The 14,978-nt window shown below is 67.3% G+C and carries 16 protein-coding genes and 1 pseudogene; 6 read left to right on the plus strand and 11 right to left on the minus strand.

Going from position 1 to position 14,978, the window contains the following annotated elements; all coding sequences use genetic code 11:
* The 4 genes and pseudogenes from Q8M82_RS19695 to Q8M82_RS19710 all read right to left on the minus strand — a co-directional run.
* Positions 1 to 794: MaoC/PaaZ C-terminal domain-containing protein (locus Q8M82_RS19695; RefSeq protein WP_305692992.1), on the minus strand; the 794-nt coding region annotated here is incomplete at its 3' end.
* Positions 795 to 810: 16 nt separating this feature from the next.
* Positions 811 to 1,908: a redox-regulated ATPase YchF gene (ychF, locus tag Q8M82_RS19700; RefSeq protein WP_305692993.1), complete on the minus strand. Its 1,098-nt coding sequence runs from the start codon at positions 1,906 to 1,908 to the stop codon at positions 811 to 813.
* 9 nt (positions 1,909 to 1,917) lie between these two features.
* Entirely contained in the window at positions 1,918 to 2,364 is a 447-nt protein-coding gene (locus tag Q8M82_RS19705) for a PIN domain-containing protein (protein WP_305692994.1), read from the minus strand.
* Positions 2,365 to 2,473: 109 nt separating this feature from the next.
* A pseudogene (locus tag Q8M82_RS19710) lies at positions 2,474 to 2,584 on the minus strand (FitA-like ribbon-helix-helix domain-containing protein); the annotation flags it as partial.
* A gap of 151 nt (positions 2,585 to 2,735) precedes the next feature.
* Here Q8M82_RS19710 and Q8M82_RS19715 point away from each other — a divergent pair.
* A complete protein-coding gene (locus Q8M82_RS19715; RefSeq protein ID WP_305692995.1) occupies positions 2,736 to 3,332 on the plus strand; it encodes a hypothetical protein in 597 nt (198 codons plus the stop codon).
* 7 nt (positions 3,333 to 3,339) lie between these two features.
* On the opposite strand, the gene pth is transcribed toward Q8M82_RS19715, so the two are convergent.
* The 7 genes from pth to Q8M82_RS19750 all read right to left on the minus strand — a co-directional run bounded on the left by pth (position 3,340) and on the right by Q8M82_RS19750 (position 9,944).
* Entirely contained in the window at positions 3,340 to 3,954 is a 615-nt protein-coding gene (gene pth / locus Q8M82_RS19720) for an aminoacyl-tRNA hydrolase (protein WP_305692996.1), read from the minus strand.
* A 102-nt stretch (positions 3,955 to 4,056) separates the two neighbouring features.
* Positions 4,057 to 4,680 (minus strand): 50S ribosomal protein L25/general stress protein Ctc, encoded by a 624-nt coding sequence (locus Q8M82_RS19725; RefSeq protein ID WP_305692997.1) that lies wholly within the window; start codon positions 4,678 to 4,680, stop codon positions 4,057 to 4,059.
* A 144-nt stretch (positions 4,681 to 4,824) separates the two neighbouring features.
* Positions 4,825 to 6,690, minus strand: coding sequence for a putative bifunctional diguanylate cyclase/phosphodiesterase (locus Q8M82_RS19730; RefSeq protein WP_305692998.1), 1,866 nt, complete (start codon positions 6,688 to 6,690; stop codon positions 4,825 to 4,827).
* A 136-nt stretch (positions 6,691 to 6,826) separates the two neighbouring features.
* On the minus strand, positions 6,827 to 7,390 hold the full coding sequence (locus tag Q8M82_RS19735) for a VUT family protein (protein ID WP_305692999.1): 564 nt from the start codon (positions 7,388 to 7,390) through the stop codon (positions 6,827 to 6,829).
* Entirely contained in the window at positions 7,380 to 8,108 is a 729-nt protein-coding gene (gene queC, locus Q8M82_RS19740) for a 7-cyano-7-deazaguanine synthase QueC (protein ID WP_305693000.1), read from the minus strand. The genes Q8M82_RS19735 and queC overlap by 11 nt, the downstream gene beginning before the upstream one ends.
* 140 nt (positions 8,109 to 8,248) lie before the next feature.
* Entirely contained in the window at positions 8,249 to 9,193 is a 945-nt protein-coding gene (locus tag Q8M82_RS19745; protein ID WP_305693001.1) for a ribose-phosphate pyrophosphokinase, read from the minus strand.
* Positions 9,194 to 9,368: 175 nt separating this feature from the next.
* Positions 9,369 to 9,944, minus strand: coding sequence for a hypothetical protein (locus tag Q8M82_RS19750; RefSeq protein WP_305693002.1), 576 nt, complete (start codon positions 9,942 to 9,944; stop codon positions 9,369 to 9,371).
* A 206-nt stretch (positions 9,945 to 10,150) separates the two neighbouring features.
* Between Q8M82_RS19750 and Q8M82_RS19755 the strand changes: the two genes are divergently transcribed.
* The 5 genes from Q8M82_RS19755 to Q8M82_RS19775 form a co-directional block, all read left to right on the plus strand.
* Positions 10,151 to 10,420 (plus strand): accessory factor UbiK family protein, encoded by a 270-nt coding sequence (locus tag Q8M82_RS19755; protein WP_305693003.1) that lies wholly within the window; start codon positions 10,151 to 10,153, stop codon positions 10,418 to 10,420.
* A 369-nt stretch (positions 10,421 to 10,789) separates the two neighbouring features.
* Positions 10,790 to 11,296 (plus strand): type III secretion system chaperone family protein, encoded by a 507-nt coding sequence (locus Q8M82_RS19760; RefSeq protein ID WP_305693004.1) that lies wholly within the window; start codon positions 10,790 to 10,792, stop codon positions 11,294 to 11,296.
* A 156-nt stretch (positions 11,297 to 11,452) separates the two neighbouring features.
* Positions 11,453 to 12,268, plus strand: a complete 816-nt coding sequence (gene proC, locus Q8M82_RS19765) for a pyrroline-5-carboxylate reductase (protein ID WP_305693005.1) — start codon at positions 11,453 to 11,455, stop codon at positions 12,266 to 12,268.
* 66 nt (positions 12,269 to 12,334) lie between these two features.
* Positions 12,335 to 13,081: a ubiquinone biosynthesis protein COQ9 gene (locus Q8M82_RS19770; protein ID WP_305693006.1), complete on the plus strand. Its 747-nt coding sequence runs from the start codon at positions 12,335 to 12,337 to the stop codon at positions 13,079 to 13,081.
* Between the two features lie 99 nt (positions 13,082 to 13,180).
* Positions 13,181 to 14,978 (plus strand): methyl-accepting chemotaxis protein (locus Q8M82_RS19775; RefSeq protein WP_305693007.1); only part of this gene is annotated, 1,798 nt, incomplete at its 3' end.

The following is a 14,978-nucleotide window of genomic DNA, read 5'->3' on the forward strand; positions in this document are numbered from 1 at the left end:
GGCGCGGGGCCGGGCCCGAAGGCGGCGAGTTGGCGGCGGCGATGGGTGACCATGGTCGCCATCCAGACCGAGGCCGTATGCCAGCCCGAGGCGGCGAGCCGGCCGAAGGCGGAAGCTGCTGCCGCCTGCTCGTCCATGTGGAAGGGCTGGGGGTCGAAGGACCGGGCGAAGGCGATGATCTCGTCGGCTGTGAAGACGGTACTGCCCAGTTCGACGCGGTCGCCGATCGCGATGTCCTCGAAGAAGCGCGCGGCCGGCGTCGGCTCGGCCGGCGGCTCGATCGGGGCGGGCAAGGCGGGCGGGACGTAGAGCGGCGGATGGGCGAGCCAGTCGCCCGCCGGCTGCAGGGCGGCGACGCCGCGCCGGCCGAACATGATCCAGTTGTCCTGCTCCAGCACGGGTTCGTCGCGCTGGTTGAGGAGCTCAAGCTTGAAGCGGACGAGGCCCATCGCCGGGCGCGAGCGCGAGGGCTTGATCTCGGTGACGGTGCGGCGGCCATGGAGCGTATCGCCCGGCTGGACCGGGCGGAGCCATTTCACCTCCTCGATGCCGGGCGCGCCCATCCCTGAGGAGTTGAGCAGGAAGCTCTGCGCCATCAACCGCATCAGCAGCGAGCAGCTGTGCCAGCCCGAGGCGATCAGCGTGCCGACGAAGCTCGCCTTCGCCTTCTGCGGATCGACGTGGAAATCCTGCGCATCGAAGCGGGAGGCGAAGGCGACGATGTCGCCTTCCGAGACGGCGAGGTTGCCCATCGGCACCATCTCGCCGACGATGAAGTCCTCGAAATACAGCATCGCCGCCGACGCCCGCTCAGTTCGCGAAGCGGAAATGCAGCACGTCGCCATCGGCGACGATGTATTCCTTGCCTTCCAGCCGGAACTTGCCGGCCTCGCGCGCGCCGCTCTCGCCCTTATGGGCGATGTAGTCGTCATAGGCGATGGTCTCGGCGCGGATATAGCCCTTCTCGAAGTCGCTATGGATCACACCGGCGGCGGCGGGGCCCTTGGTGCCCTTCTCGATCGTCCAGGCGCGCGCCTCCTTCGGTCCGACCGTGAAATAGGTGACGAGATGGAGCAGGGCGTAGCCGGCGCGGATGACGCGGTTGAGGCCGGGCTCCTCCAGCCCGACGGCCTCGAGATAGTCCTTCTGGTCGGCGGCGGGCAGCACCGCGATCTCGCTCTCGATCTTGGCGGAGACGACGACGGCGACCGCATTCTCTTCCGCAGCCCGGGCTTTGACCAGTTCGGAGAAAGCGTTGCCCTTGTCGGCGGCGGCCTCCTCGACATTGCAGACATAGAGGACGGGCTTGGAGGAGAGCAGGCCGAGCGTCTCGAACATCTTGCGCTCGTCGGCGGCCACTTGCACGAGGCGGGCCGGCTTGCCCTCGCGCAGCAGCACGAGGCAGCGGTTCATCAGCTCGGCGAGTTCCTTGGCCTCCTTGTCGCCGGTCTTGGCCTTCTTCTCCAGCGGCAGGACGCGCTTCTCGAGGCTTTCGAGATCGGCCAGCATCAGCTCGGTCTCGATGATCTCGATGTCGTTGATCGGCGCGACCTTGCCCTCGACATGGGTGATGTCGCCGTCCTCGAAGCAGCGCACGACATGGGCGATGGCGTCGCATTCGCGGATGTTGGCGAGGAACTGGTTGCCGAGGCCCTCGCCCTTGGAGGCGCCGCGGACGAGGCCGGCGATGTCGACGAAGGTCAGCCGCGTCGGGATGATCTCCTTGGAGCCGGCGATGGCGGCGAGCTTCTCGAGCCGGTCATCGGGCACCGCGACGTCGCCGACATTGGGTTCGATCGTGCAGAACGGGTAGTTCGCCGCCTGCGCGGCCGCCGTCTGCGTCAGCGCGTTGAAGAGGGTCGACTTGCCGACATTCGGCAGGCCGACGATACCGCATTTGAAACCCATGGTGGTCTTTCAGTCTCGAAGCATGAAATCGCCGGGGAGGGCGATGAACGGATTGACGATGGTCATGCCGTTTACGACGTGACCATGCCGCATGTCTTCACTGAGGAAGTGGGAACACGCCAAATTCTGCGCAGCGGCCAGTAGCACGCAATCGAACCATTGATAGCCTGCTGCTTCGCGGATCTGCCAGGCGTCCGTCAGTGTCTCGTAATCGATCGGCGTGTCGCCCCAGATCCTCAGGCTTTCGGCGTCGGCTCTCACGGTTTCCACATCGAGATGCGGGAGCTTACGAAGCGCGACGTGACAGAATTCGTTGATGACCTGCAGGTTGATCACCGGCGGCTTCGTCTCGATCAGCGCGTTCAGCCAGATTTTCGCGCGCTCCTGCTTCTGCTTCGCACCCGGATCCCGGCTGTAGATCAGCACGTTCGTGTCGAGAAAGAAGGTGCTCGTCATACAATTCGGTCCGGGAGGGGAGTTTGCCGTTTTCGTCCGACAGCGGAAGAGGAGGCCCGGCGAGGAACCTGTCGAGCGCTTCGCGCTGGCTGATCGTTCGGCCAACACGCCGTTCGAGGAGTTCGGTCACGAATTTCGACATGCTCTTGCCTTCCCGCGCCGCTGCCACGCGCAGGCGCGATAGCGTCTCGTCGGGAAGTGTCACCGTCAAATTCTTCATCTCATACCAACCTCGCTGCAGCCCAACATCGTGTTTCCGTGTTTTCGTGTCAACGATCCGCGCTGTGGTCGGTCACGCGAACGTGCGTGGCTGCTTCATCCCTGCCGGCGCAAAAACAGGTGGCGACATTCGTCGTCCAGCGGACATCACCATGCGCGCTTTCACCACGGCCTTCCTCCTCCTCGGCCTCACCGTCGCAGCCTCTGCCCAGTCGCCGACGACACGCATTCGCGGCGAGGTCGAGGCTTCCGAGGGCAACACGCTGACGATCAAGACGGTCGATGGCGCCGCGGCGAAGGTCGCGCTGGCGCCCGGCTATTCGGTCGGCGGCGTGGTCAAGGCGACAGTGGCGGACATCAAGAAGGGCGGCTTCGTCGGCGTCGGTGCGCGCCCGCAAGCGGACGGCTCGCTGCTGGCCGTCCAGGTCTTCATCTTCCCCGAGGCGATGCGCGGCACGGGCGAGGGGCACCGCCCCTGGGGCGTTCTGCCGGATTCGACCATGACCAACGCGACGGTGGCGGAGACCGTGTCGCGCGTGGATGGCGCCGGCATCGTGCTGAGCTATCCGGGTGGCGAGCAGAGGGTGACCATTCCGGCCGATGCGAACATCATCATGGCCGCTCCGGCGGACGTTGCGGAGCTGAAGGCCGGTGCCCAGGTGGCGATGACGGCGACCCGGCAGGCCGATGGCAGCTTCAGCGCCAGCCGCGTGACGCTCGCCAAGCCCGGCGCGCAGCTGCCCTACTGAGTTCGTCTCAGTCGCCGGCCTTCTCTCCGAGGCGCTTCACGGCGCCATGGCCACGCGCATCCATGAACAGGTGTACCTTGTTCTGGAAGCCTGCATCGTCATGGGCCGCGAGCAGCGCGGCATTGTCGGCGCAGGCGGTGCAGAGATCCTCGACCCAATCCTGCTCCGTCTTGCCGAAATCGTTCAGCACATAGGCGTGGACCAGTTCCTTCAGGCCGGGATGGCCGATGCCCATGCGGACCCGGCGGTACTCGTTGCCGATCGCGGCCGTGGTCGAGCGCAGACCGTTATGGCCGGCATTGCCGCCGCCGAGCTTAACCCGCAGCTTGGCGGGGGCGAGGTCGAGTTCGTCGTGGAAGACGACGATGTCGGCGGGCGCGATCTTGAAGAAGCGCGCCGCCTCGCCGATCGCGCGGCCGGATTCGTTCATATAGGTCTGGGGCTTGAGCAGGACGACCTTCTCGGTCCCGATCGTCGCCTCACAGGCTTCCGCCTGGAAGCGGCCGCGCCAGGGCGAGGCGCGATGCGTACGCGCGATGGCGTCCAGCGCCATGAAGCCGAGATTGTGCCGGTTGCGGGCATAGCGCGCGCCGGGATTTCCGAGCCCTGCGAAGATCAGCATGACGATCGTCGTCCCTCACGGCAAAACGGCCGGGAACCCCCGGCCGTTCGTATTGCGATGGTGGCGAGATGCCGGCCCGAGAGCCAGATCAGGCCTTCATCATCAGACCTTCTTGGCTTCGGCGGCCGGAGCCTCGGCCTCGGCGGCCTCGTCGGCCTCTTCCGCCATCGGCGGGACGATGGTGACGATGGTTGCGTCGGAGCCGACCGTGAGCTTGGCGCCCTTCGGCAGCTTGATCACGCTCGCCTCGAGGGCGTCGCCGATCTCGAGACCGGCCACCGAGACCTCGAAGGCCTCCGGGATGTTCTCGGGCTCGACGGTGATCTCGAGCGAATGCTCAACGATCTGCACCAGGCCGCCGTTCTTCACGCCCGGGCTCGACTCCTGGCCGACGACATGGATCGGAACCTCGACCGTCACCGTCTGGCCCGCGGCGACGCGCAGGAAGTCGACGTGGATCGGGAAGTCCTTGACCGGGTCGAGCTGGTAGTCGCGCGGGATCACGCGCTGCGACTTGCCGTCGACGCTGATCTCGAAGATCGTGGTCAGGAAGTGGCCACCATAGATCAGGAGGCGGGTCTTGTTGGCGTCGAGCGCGATCGCTTCGGGAGCGGCGCCCCCGCCATAGATGACGGCGGGTGTCTGGCCTTGACGACGAACTGCACGGGCGGCCCCCTTGCCGACCTGTGCGCGCGCCGAAGCCTCGATTTGCTTCACGGCGGTCATGGTTTTGAATCCTTGCTTGAAAAGACAAGGCCGCCAGCAGGCGGCCTCTTTGCGGTTCAGCGCCCGTGCCTCCAAGGGTGTCAGTCGGGCGCTGGCAGGCTCATAAGCGAAACGGGCCGCGATCTCAAGTCCGCCGAACGCGCTTCAGGCGGCGGATGCCGTGATGCGGCTCGAGGACGAAGTCGTGGCGGCGGCCTTCTGTCCAAACCGTTGCACGAGGCCGCCGACGATGGTGGCGGGCAGGGCCTGCGAATAGAGGAAGCCTTGACCCAGCAGGCACCCTTTGGCCACCAGCCATTCGGCCTGCGCTTCGACCTCGATCCCCTCGGCGATGATCTTCATCCCCAGCCGGTTGGCAATGCCCACCATGGCTTCGACGATGACGCTGCTCTTGGCGCTGCTTTGGGCGGCCGCGATGAAGGAACGATCCACCTTGATGATATCGACGGGGAAGTCGAGCAGATGGGTCAGCGACGCGAACCCCGTTCCGAAATCGTCGAGCGCGACGAGAATGCCGCGCTCGCGAAGGGCCTCGATCGTCCGGGCGACGCCGTCCTTGCGGCTCCCCATGAAGACCTGCTCGGTGATCTCGATGACCAGATGTTGGGATCGGACTCCGGCTCGCTCCATCGCCCGGACGATGCGCTGGACCAGATCGCCCTTTTCGAAGTCGGCGGAGGTCACATTGAGCCCTACGTGCTGAAAATGGATGCCGGCGCTCTGCCAGGCGGCCATGTCGGCGGCCACGGCGTTCAGCATCTGCCCGGTGATGCGATGGGCCGCCTTGGGATCGGCCATGGCCTCCTGGAATTCGACGGCGGAGGCGACCCGCCCGTCCGGCAGGCGCATGCGCGCGAGCGCTTCCAGGCCGACGATCTCGTCGGTGTCGATCCGCAGGACCGGCTGGTAGTAGGGAATGATCCGACCCTCCGTCAGGGCGAGATCGACATCGCGCCTGATCTGGAGGCGCCGCGTGATCGAGGTGCGCAAGCCGTCCTTGAAGCGGACATAACCGCCGCGGCGGATCTCCTTGGCATGATAGAGCGCAAAATCGGCGTTCTGACGCAGCGTGACGCCATCCTCACCATCCTCGCCCGCCAGGGCGGCGCCGATGGTAACGCTGGGCATGATGCCGTGTCCGTCGTGATCGAGCGGCGGCGCCATCGCGGCGAGGATGGCGCAGGCGGTGGCCCGCATCTGCGCCGCCGTCGTGCCGCGCGGCAGGATCACGGCGAACTCGTCGCCGCCGATGCGATAGGCAACGGCTTCGCCGGCGACCGACTGAATCCGCGTGCCGACCGTCGCGATGAGCGCATCGCCCGCGGCATGGCCCATCGTGTCGTTGACGGCCTTCAGGTGATCGATGTCGATCAGCATCAGGCCGAAATCGAGCGGCGTCGCCGCAGTCAGCCGCGTGATCGCCTCGTTGAAGCTGGCCCGGTTCGGCAGCGCCGTCAGCGTGTCGTAATAGGCCAGCCGATGATTGTGCGAGCGAACCTCCTCGTGCTCGATCGCGATCGCGCAGAGATGGACGCAGGTCGCGACGATGCGGTGCTCGAGTTCGTCGGGGCCGCGCGGCCGGTCGTAATAGAACGCGAAGCTGCCGACGACGCGGCCGTCGCGCGCGGTGATCGGGCTCGACCAACAGGCGCGCAGGCCGAGCGGCAGCACGAGATCCTCGAAACCCTGCCACAGCGGGTCGGTGGCGATGTCGGTGACGCAGACGGGCTCGCCCCGGTAGATCGCGGTGCCGCAGGAGCCGACGCGCGGGCCGACGGGCGTTCCCGTGACGGCTTGGCTGTAGGAGGCGGGCAGCGAGGGCGCCGCGAGGGCGACCAGCCGCTGCCGCTCGTCCAGCGTCATCACCGAGCAGATCGTCCCGGGCGCGATCGCCTCCGCCCGCAGGCACAGGTTGTTCATCACCGCTGCGAGGGGCTCTCCCCGGGCGATCATTTCCAGAATGTCGTTCTGCAGGGCTTGCAGGCCTCCGGCAGATCCGTCTTCGCGCATCGCGTGCCTCACCTTGACGATGGGGCAGCTATGTCAGCGTCGCGTGAAACCGGCGTTTCGCGCTTCGCTCAAATTGTCCGCAAGCGCCGGATGGGCTGTGGACAAGCGACCGAAGGAACTCCTGCCACCTCAAGATTCAGGCCGGAGACAGGCCGAGCTTCTCATCGCGACGGCGCAGCAGATGCATCAGCGGCAGTGCCAGCAGCACCATCCAGGCCTTGCCGATGATCTGGCCGCTGAGGAAATCGAGGCTGCCAAAGGCGAGCTGCAGGAAAACGACGCTGTCGACCACCAGTCCGACCAGGCTGGAGGCGATCACCGCCGTGACGAAGCGGCGTTTCTGCAGCGGCGTATAGACCGCGAAATCCGCAAGCTCGGAAAGCAGGAAGGCGGCCACCGAGGCGACGACGATCGCCGTCGGGGCCACGAAGCCGGAGATGGCGGCACCGACCGCGATGGCGCCGAGGCCGGCGGCCGTGCCCAGACGGCGCTGGACGATGTCGCGCAGGACGAGGGCGAGGCCGATCATCAGCACGCCGCTGGGGGCCTTGATGCCCGGCCAGACCGGCACGAGGCAGGGGCCGTTGGGCACGCAGACCGTGCCGGCATTGCCGATCAGCCAATTAGCGACGGGAATGGTCAGGGCGAAGAGGACGAGGGCGACGAGCCCTTCGATCCGGCGCTGACGGTCAAGAGTCATGGGAAGGTCCGCTGTCGTCGGGAGAGATCAGATAAGCTTCGAAACCCTTCGCCCGCAGCTCGCAGGCGGGGCAGCTGCCACAGCCATAGCCCCAGGGATGCCGGGTCGAGCGGTCGCCGAGATAGCAGCTATGGCTTTGCTCGACCACCAGATCGAGCAGCGCCTCTCCGCCGAGTGCTCGCGCCAGCGCGAAGGTCTGCGCCTTGTCGCGCCACATCAGCGGCGTGTGCAGCACGAGCCGGCGGTCGAGCCCGAGACCGAGCGCGACCTGCATCGCCTTGATCGTGTCGTCGCGGCAGTCGGGATAGCCGGAATAGTCGGTCTCGCAGACGCCGAGCACGATGTGCTTCGCGCCACGGCGGTAGGCCAGCGCCGCGGCGAAGGTTAGGAAGATCAGGTTGCGGCCGGGGACGAAGGTGGTCGGCAGCCCCGTCTCGGCGAAGGCAATTGCCGTGTCGCGGGTCAGCGCCGTCTCGGAGATCGCGCCCAGCGATGCGAGATCGACCCTGTGGTCGTCGCCGAGGCGCTGCGCATAGCGCGGTGACAGCGCGGGCAGGGCCTCCCGGATCGTCATGCGGCATTCGAGTTCGACGCGATGGCGCTGGCCATAGTCGAAGCCGACGGTCTCGACCGCCTCGAAACGCTCGAGCGCCCAGGCAAGGGCGACAGTCGAATCCTGTCCGCCCGAGAACAGGACCAGCGCGCGGCTGTCGCTCATCTCGTTTCCCTCAGCCCTCATCCTGAGGAGCGGCCGCAAGGCCGCGTCTCGAAGGATGTTCCAGAGCGCGCTGGAGCATCCTTCGAGACGCCGCTTCGCGGCTCCTCAGGATGAGGGCTGTGAAAAATGCCGACACTTTGTCAGTCGAACAGGCTGGAGACGCTGGTTTCCTGCGCCGTGCGCTCGATCGCCTCGCCCATCAGCTGCGCGATCGAGAGGACGCGGATGTTGCGCGCCACCTTCACCGCCTCGGTCGGCATGATCGAATCGGTGATCACCAGTTCTTTAAGCTTGGAATTGGCGATGCGCGCCACGGCGCCGCCTGAGAGCACGCCATGGGTGATGTAGGCATAGACCTCGCGCGCGCCCTGTTCGAGCAGGGCCTCGGCCGCATTCACCAGCGTGCCGCCGGAATCGACGATGTCGTCGAGCAGGATGCAGGAGCGGCCCTCCACGGAGCCGATGATGTTCATCACCTCGGATTCGCCGGGCCGGTCACGGCGCTTGTCGACGATGGCGAGCGGCGCGTCGATGCGCTTGGCCAGCGCGCGGGCGCGCACCACGCCGCCGACATCCGGCGAGACGACCATGGCGTTCTTGTAGTCGAGCCGCTCCTTGATGTCGCGAGACATCAGCGGGGCCCCGAAGAGGTTGTCGGTCGGGATGTCGAAGAAGCCCTGGATCTGCCCGGCATGAAGATCGAGCGTCAGCACGCGGTCGACGCCGGCATGGGTGATCAGGTTGGCGACGAGCTTGGCCGAGATCGGCGTGCGGCCCGAGGCGCGCCGGTCCTGCCGGGCATAGCCGAAATAGGGGATCACCGCCGTGATGCGGCGCGCCGAGGAGCGGCGCAGCGCGTCCGTGATGATCAGCAGCTCCATCAGGTGGTCGTTGGTCGGGAAGGAGGTGGACTGGATGATGAAGACGTCCTGTCCGCGCACATTCTCCTGGATCTCGACGAAGACCTCCATGTCGGCGAAGCGACGCACCGACGCCTTGGCGAGGGGGATCCCGAGATGGGCGCAGATGGCTTCCGCAAGCGGCCGGTTGGAATTGCCGGCGACGACTTTGAAAGAAGAGGGCATGCCGTGGCGCACCATTGGAACGGAGCTGGATGGCCGGCGCGCGGCCGGCCCTGATGGCAGCGCTCTTAACAGCGGTGTGACGGTGAGTCGACCGCTGCACTGCGAAAGCCCTGTGCGATGGTTGCCAAATCGACGCAGAGAAGCTGGCGCGGCGGCCCGGCCCGGACGGCGTCGATCAGAGCCGGCGGCCGTTCGTGGCGGTGCCCGCCGTCTTGGCCGCGCCGCCGGCGGGCTTGGCATCGGCTGCCTTGGCCTTGTCGGCCGGCAATACGGCCTCGACGGCCGGCGTCGTCACCAGGAAGCCTGCGATCGCATCCATCGATTCGGCCGCGGCTTTGGCGACGACCGTCTGGTCGATGCCCGACCAGGGATCGGAGCCGCCGCCGCGGCGGCCGAGGCTTTCGCCCTGGACCCGCTGCGCACGCTTCTTGCTCTCGTCATAGACGTCCCAGACGAAGGTGAGCGCCGTCTGCCCGTCCTCGGTCGGCTGGGCGGTGAGATAGCCGCGCACGCGGAAGCGGGCCGGCTTGTCGCCGGGCACGATCTCCATGCGCCGCTCGGCGGCGGCCTCGCCGAGCAGGCCGGCGAAGCGGGTCGTCACCGAATCGGGCGCGCCGGAAATGCTCTGGACCGAGACCGGAACGCCGGGTGCGTCGACCCGGGGGCGCGCTGCGGTGGTGGTCTCCTGGCAGCCTGCGAGCGCGAGCGCGGCGGCCGCCCCGAGGACCGGGCCGCTGAAACGAATGATCATGACGCCTCCCGCTTGTCTTTGGTCGCTTACGGGTTGGAGTGTTTTTGCAGTCCCTGTGCGGTCTTTCTAGGCCGATGTGCAGCGCAGGTCCAGACGGACCGGTCGCAGCGGCGGGCCCGTGGCGCTCCATCCGATTGCGGGAGGCCCTCTGCTCCCCCATATAGCGGTGAAGCCGGCCCCGACGGGCCTTTGTCCGGAGAGCCCCCATGGTCACGACCAGCAGCCGTATCCTCGACGACATCGCCCGCTTGGCCACCGACGCCGCCGGCGCGGCGCAGGGCGTACGCCGCGAGATCGAGACCGTGGTGAAAACGCAGATCGAGCGCCTGCTGCGCGATCTCGATGTGGTGACGCGCGAGGAGTTCGAGGCGGTGCGCGAGATGGCCGTGCTCGCCCGCGAGGAGAATGATCGGCTCGCCGCTCGCCTTGCCGCGCTCGAGGCCGTGGCCAAGCCGGCGTCTGACGCCAAGGCCTGACTCCGCATTCCCGACGACGATTGCGGTTGCGAGCCCTAGCGGGCACGCATCCCCGGATCGGGCAGAACGCCTTGCCTTGCGCCGCCGGCATCCACAGCCATGTGCTGTGGACAGGCTGCCACGGGGATTGAGCCCGGCCCCCGAATCCGCCGAGCGTCACATCGTGTTGGGAGTGTCATACGCCCTGCGCTAACGTCGGTGGTAGAAATTGATTCGTCGGTCCAATCGCTTAGATGGCCGGGGGAGCGTGTCGCGCGGTCGCAGGGGCCGCACGATGCCTGTGGGTTGCGTCCTTCAGCTTTTCGTCACCGCGTCCCCGTTCTCGAACGCGTCGGCCCTCTCACGGGGCCGGCAGTTGGACCCAAGGGCATGATGGATCTCGAACTGGACGGCGAACTCGATCGGCCCTCCAACCCCCTCGACCTGATCGAGCGGCTCGCCGCCCTCAACAACTGGAGCTTCGACCGCGACAGCGACGACGAGTTGTCGGTCGCGGTCACCGGCGGCTGGTCGGATTATCACGTCGCGATCACCTGGCTGGAGGAGGTCGAGGCGATCCATGTCGCCTGCGCCTTCGATCTGAAGGTGCCGGAACGGCGGCGCGGCGAGGTGCTGCAACTGGTCAGCCTGGTCAACGAGCAGCTCTGGCTCGGCCATTTCGACCTCTGGAGCTCAGAAAACGTCGTCATGTACCGTCACGCCCTGCTGCTCTCGGGCGGGGCGGAGCCGACGGAGGAACAGGCGGCGGCGCTGATCAAGGCGGCCATCGACGCCTGCGAGCGCTATTTCCAGGCTTTCCAGTTCGTCGTCTGGGCGGGCAAGACGGCCCGCGAAGGTCTCGAGGGTTCGATGCTGGAGACTGTCGGCGAGGCCTGAGTTTCGCGCTTCGCCTTGCCGGACTTCACCCGGGCGGGCGTCCGCGTGTCATGGACGGGCTTGACCCGACCATCTCGAACCGGAGACTTCCGGCTGTGAGATTCGCGGGACGAGCCCGAGAATGACGTTCACGTCCGAAAACCGCGAGAATCCGCCATGTCCAGCGCCCTGCCGACTTCCCTGGTTCTGATCGGTGCCGGCAAGATGGGCGGCGCCATGCTGGAGGGTTGGCTGCGGCTCGGCATGAACCCTGCGGGCATCAGCCTGATCGACCCGAAGCCCTCCGACGAGATGGTCGCGCTCGCCACCGAGACAGGCATGGTTCTGAACCCCGATCCGGCCTCTCTCACCTCCGTCGAGGTGCTGGTGCTGGCGACCAAGCCGCAGATGCTCGACACGGCGGCGCCCGCCGTCCAGGCCTTCATCCGGCCGCACACATTGCTGATCTCGATTCTCGCCGGGAAGACGCTGTCCGATCTCTCGGCGCGGCTGCCGAACGCCACCGCGATGATCCGGGCCATGCCCAACCTGCCGGCCTCGGTTCAGCGGGGTGCGACCGGGGCGGCGGCGGGAAGCGGCGTGACGGGAGCACAGCGCGCCATGGCGGATGCTCTGCTGCGGAGCATCGGCACGGTGGAATGGCTGGAGGACGAGGGGCTGATCGATGCCGTGACGGCAGTCTCGGGGTCGGGGCCGGCCTATGTCTTCCATCTGGTCGAGTGCTTGGCCGCGGCCGGCAAGGAAGCGGGTCTGCCCGCCGACATCGCCGAGCGCCTGGCGCGTGCGACGATCGTGGGGGCGGGCGAACTGCTTCACCAGTCGCCGCTGTCGCCGGCGACGCTGCGCCAGAACGTGACCTCGCCGGCCGGGACGACGGCGGCCGGGTTGTCGGTGCTGATGGGCCCGCTGGAGCCGCTGATCGTCGAGACGGTTGCTGCCGCCAAACGTCGCGCCGGGGAGCTTTCGGGCTGATCGGCCTTTCATAGGCCGCGATCGCAGCCTAGCTTCTCCTGACAACCGTCGCGAAGGAGAACCGCCATGGCCCGCGCTCCGCTGCCCCCCGAAACCGCCGCTGCTCCGGTCGAGCCGCCGGTCGATCCGCGCAAGCAGGCCGTCGAGGCGCTGATGCGCCTCGCCGCGACACATCCCTGGGACGAGATCGAACTCGGCGACATCGCGACCGAGGCGGGTCTGCCGCTCGCCAAGCTGCGGGGGCTGTTCCCCTCGAAGCTCGCCATGCTCGGCGGCCTCACCCGCCTCGTCGACGAGGCCGTCCTCGCCGGCTCGTCCGACGATCTCGCAGCCGAGCCGGTGCGCGAGCGGCTTTTCGACCTGGTCATGCGCCGGCTCGATGCGCTTGCACCCTACAAGGCCGGGCTTCGCCGCCTCGCTCCGGTGATCCGGCGCGATCCACTGACCATGGCGGCGCTCAACCGCGGTGCCGTCAATTCCTGGCGCTACATGCTGGCGTCGGCCGGCATCCGCACCGAGGACGGGCTGGGTCCGGTGCGGGTTCAGGGCGCCGTGCTGCTGATGGCGCGGGTCAGCGAGGTCTGGCTGGACGACGACGAGCCGGAGCTGTCGCGAACGATGGCACGGCTCGACCGCGAACTGAAGACTGCCGGCCGGATCATGGCCCGCGTCGAGGATGTTCACCGGCTGACGGCGCCGCTGCGCGGGCTCGCCCGGGCGCTGTGCTCGGGGCGTCGCCCGACGGTCCGTCGACGGGAGCGATCCGACGAGAGCCTGCGCCGCCCGGGTGAGGATTTCGCACCGGCGATCTGAGACAAGGTTAAGAAACCGGGAGCGGATTCCCTTAACGTTAAGCGAGCATTAGCCATTTCTTGCGACTCTTGCGAATCTCGTTTCGCAGGGGTCTTGCGCATGTCGCTGACGAAGAAGCTCGCCACCTTGTCGATCAGCCGTTCCTTTGCACTGATCGCAGGGCTTGCTGTCGTGATGTCCGTCACCAGCGCCGGACTCGCCCTCTACATGGCGCGCGACGACATGATGGAGCTCAAACGCGTCGAGGTGAAGAACGCGGTCGAAGCCGCCACGACGACCGTGAACAGCTTCCTCGCGCGGGCCGAGAAGGGCGAACTGCCCGAGGCCGAGGCCAAGAAGATGGCGATCGACGCCCTGGCCGGGGCCCGCTTCGACGGCGGCAACTACTACTTCGTCATCGGCTTCAACGGCATCAGCGTCTCGCACGCCAACAAGAAGATCGAGACGACCGACATGATCCCGCTGAAGGACGCCAGGGGGCGCTTCTTCATCCAGGACATGATCAAGCTGGCCCGGGACAAGGGCGCCGGCTACATCGATTATGACTGGACCAAGCCGGGCGACAAGGAAGCATCCCTCAAGATCTCCTACGTCATGTCCGTGCCGAAGTGGCAGTGGCTGATCGGCACCGGCCTGCATGTCCATGACGTCGACGCCGCTTTCGTGCGGATGCTCGGCGACGTCGCCAAGGTTCTGGTGCCGCTGGTCCTGCTCATGTTCGGCCTCGTCATCTTCCTGAGCCGCCGCGCCAACGGCATGCTGACCTCGCTGTCGGGCACGATGAACGCGCTCGCCGCCGGCAATCTCCAGACCACCATCGCCCATCAGGACCGGCCCGACGAGATCGGCTCGATGGCGCGGGCGCTCGTGATCTTCCGCGACGCCGCCGTGGCGAAGGATGCCATGGAGGCCGACAAGGCGCGCGTCGAGCAGGAGGCGGCCGCCCATCGCGATGCCGCCGACGGCCAGCGCCGGCGCAGCGAGGCCGAGCGGGCCGAGCTGTCGCGGACGCAGGAGGGCGTCGTCGCAGCGCTCGGCGCCGGCCTCGAGCATCTCGCCGAGGGCGACCTGACCTATCGCATCAACGAGAATTTCGGCTCCGACTACGCCAAGCTGCGCGACGACTTCAACGCCGCGATCGGCAAGCTGCAGGAGACGATGCGGCAGATCGCGACCAACACCGAGAGCATGAAGGCCGGCTCGATCGAGATCAGCCAGGCGGCCGACGACCTCGCCGGGCGCACCGAGCAGCAGGCGGCCTCCGTCGAGGAAACGGCGACGGCGCTCGACGAGCTGACCGCCACGGTGCGGCAGACGGCGGAGAGCGCGCGCCAGGCCAATCAGGCGACGACGCAGGTCAAGGCCGAGGCCGAGCAGTCGACCGCGATCGTGCGCGATGCGGTAGTGGCGATGGGCGGCATCGAGAAGTCGGCCGAAGAAATCTCGCAGATCGTCGGCGTGATCGACGAGATCGCCTTCCAGACCAATCTGCTGGCCCTGAACGCCAGCGTCGAGGCGGCCCGCGCCGGCGATGCCGGCAAAGGTTTTGCCGTCGTCGCCTCCGAGGTGCGCGCGCTCGCCCAGCGCTCGGCGGAAGCCGCCAAGGAGATCAAGGAGCTGATCGCCGCCTCCAACAGCGAGGTCGAGAAGGGGGTTTCGCTGGTTGGGCAGACCGGCAGCGCCCTGCAGCGCATGGCACAGGAGATCACCCGCGCCACCGGCCTCGTCTCCGAGATCGCCAGCGCGGCGCAGGAACAGGCCTCGGGCCTGCAGGAGGTCAATACGGCGGTCGGCGAAATGGACCAGTCGACCCAGCAGAACGCCGCCATGGCCGAACAGTCGACTGCCGCCGCTCATTCCCTCTCGCAGGAGGCCGACCGCCTGGCCGCGCTGGTCG

The organism is Allobosea sp., assembly GCF_030694325.1.
In the GTDB taxonomy this organism is placed as follows: domain Bacteria; phylum Pseudomonadota; class Alphaproteobacteria; order Rhizobiales; family Beijerinckiaceae; genus Allobosea.

Coding starts and splice junctions, on each gene's coding strand:
- ychF (WP_305692993.1), bottom strand. CDS start 1,908: ATGGGTTTCAAATGCGGTATCGTCGGCCTGCCGAATGTCGGCAAGTCG.
- Q8M82_RS19705 (WP_305692994.1), bottom strand. CDS start 2,364: ATGACGAGCACCTTCTTTCTCGACACGAACGTGCTGATCTACAGCCGG.
- Q8M82_RS19715 (WP_305692995.1), top strand. CDS start 2,736: ATGCGCGCTTTCACCACGGCCTTCCTCCTCCTCGGCCTCACCGTCGCA.
- pth (WP_305692996.1), bottom strand. CDS start 3,954: ATGCTGATCTTCGCAGGGCTCGGAAATCCCGGCGCGCGCTATGCCCGC.
- Q8M82_RS19725 (WP_305692997.1), bottom strand. CDS start 4,680: ATGACCGCCGTGAAGCAAATCGAGGCTTCGGCGCGCGCACAGGTCGGC.
- Q8M82_RS19730 (WP_305692998.1), bottom strand. CDS start 6,690: ATGCGCGAAGACGGATCTGCCGGAGGCCTGCAAGCCCTGCAGAACGAC.
- Q8M82_RS19735 (WP_305692999.1), bottom strand. CDS start 7,390: ATGACTCTTGACCGTCAGCGCCGGATCGAAGGGCTCGTCGCCCTCGTC.
- queC (WP_305693000.1), bottom strand. CDS start 8,108: ATGAGCGACAGCCGCGCGCTGGTCCTGTTCTCGGGCGGACAGGATTCG.
- Q8M82_RS19745 (WP_305693001.1), bottom strand. CDS start 9,193: ATGCCCTCTTCTTTCAAAGTCGTCGCCGGCAATTCCAACCGGCCGCTT.
- Q8M82_RS19750 (WP_305693002.1), bottom strand. CDS start 9,944: ATGATCATTCGTTTCAGCGGCCCGGTCCTCGGGGCGGCCGCCGCGCTC.
- Q8M82_RS19755 (WP_305693003.1), top strand. CDS start 10,151: ATGGTCACGACCAGCAGCCGTATCCTCGACGACATCGCCCGCTTGGCC.
- Q8M82_RS19760 (WP_305693004.1), top strand. CDS start 10,790: ATGATGGATCTCGAACTGGACGGCGAACTCGATCGGCCCTCCAACCCC.
- proC (WP_305693005.1), top strand. CDS start 11,453: ATGTCCAGCGCCCTGCCGACTTCCCTGGTTCTGATCGGTGCCGGCAAG.
- Q8M82_RS19770 (WP_305693006.1), top strand. CDS start 12,335: ATGGCCCGCGCTCCGCTGCCCCCCGAAACCGCCGCTGCTCCGGTCGAG.